The organism is Alteromonas sp. ABV4_515 (genome assembly GCF_056160345.1).
The window spans coordinates 1-1111 of sequence record NZ_JBSWWZ010000018.1 but is presented as its reverse complement, the minus strand read 5'-3'; the positions used below and the strand labels follow the sequence as shown (position 1 = coordinate 1111).

Sequence of the window (1111 nt, the reverse complement as noted above, 5' to 3'; positions counted from 1 at the left end):
CAACGGTACAGCCAGACGGTTCATTCAGCGCTGATGTCCCTGCGGATATGGCCGACGGTGCTTATACCGTTGAAGCCACTGCAACAGATGCTGCCGGTAACGCCACAACGGCCACCGACAACAACGGTGAAGTCGATACTTCCGCACCAACGGTAACACTAGATCCTCAAAATACAGCCAATGACGCCACACCAACAGTATCAGGTACCACTGACTTACCTGTCGGTGAAACCGTGTCGATCACAGTGACCGATTCAAACGGTGATGCACAGACCTTTACGGCAACCGTACAACCCGACGGCTCGTTCAGTGCGGATGTCCCTGCGGATTTAGTCGACGGCGCTTATACCATTGAAGCCACTGCAACAGACGCAGCGGGCAACGCTACGACTGCTACCGATAACAACGGTGAAATTGATACCGCAGCGCCCACCATCACGTTGGACGCGCAGACAACCGGCAACGATGCGACGCCGACGGTTTCTGGAAGCACAGATCTGCCAGTAGGTGAAACCGTGTCCATCACAGTGACCGATTCAAACGGTGATGCACAGACCTTCACGGCTACCGTACAACCTGACGGTTCCTTCAGCGCGGATGTCCCTGCGGACATGGCCGACGGTGCTTACACGGTTGAAGCCACTGCCACCGATGCTGCTGGTAACGCCACAACGGCCACCGACAACAACGGTGAAGTCGATACTTCCGCACCAACGGTAACACTAGATCCTCAAAATACAGCCAATGACGCCACACCAACAGTATCAGGTACCACTGATTTACCTGTCGGTGAAACCGTGTCGATCACGGTGACCGACGCTAACGGCGATGCCCAAACCTTCACGGCAACCGTACAGCCTGATGGCTCGTTCAGTGCTGATGTCCCCGCGGACATGCCCGACGGTGCTTACACCGTTGAAGCCACTACCACCGATGCCGCGGGCAATGCCACGACGGCCACCGACAACAACGGTGAAATCGACACCGCTGCGCCCACCATCACGTTGGACGCGCAGACAGCCGGCAACGATGCGACGCCGACGGTTTCTGGAAGCACTGATCTGCCAGTAGGCGAAACCGTGTCGATCACGGTAACCGATGCCAATGGTGA

General features: G+C 56.7%; 1 protein-coding gene. It reads left to right on the top strand.

From position 1 onward, the window contains the following. Positions 1-1111, top strand: a 1111-nt coding sequence (locus ACXAGX_RS20460) for an Ig-like domain-containing protein (RefSeq protein WP_474840693.1), incomplete at both ends; no start/stop codon positions are given.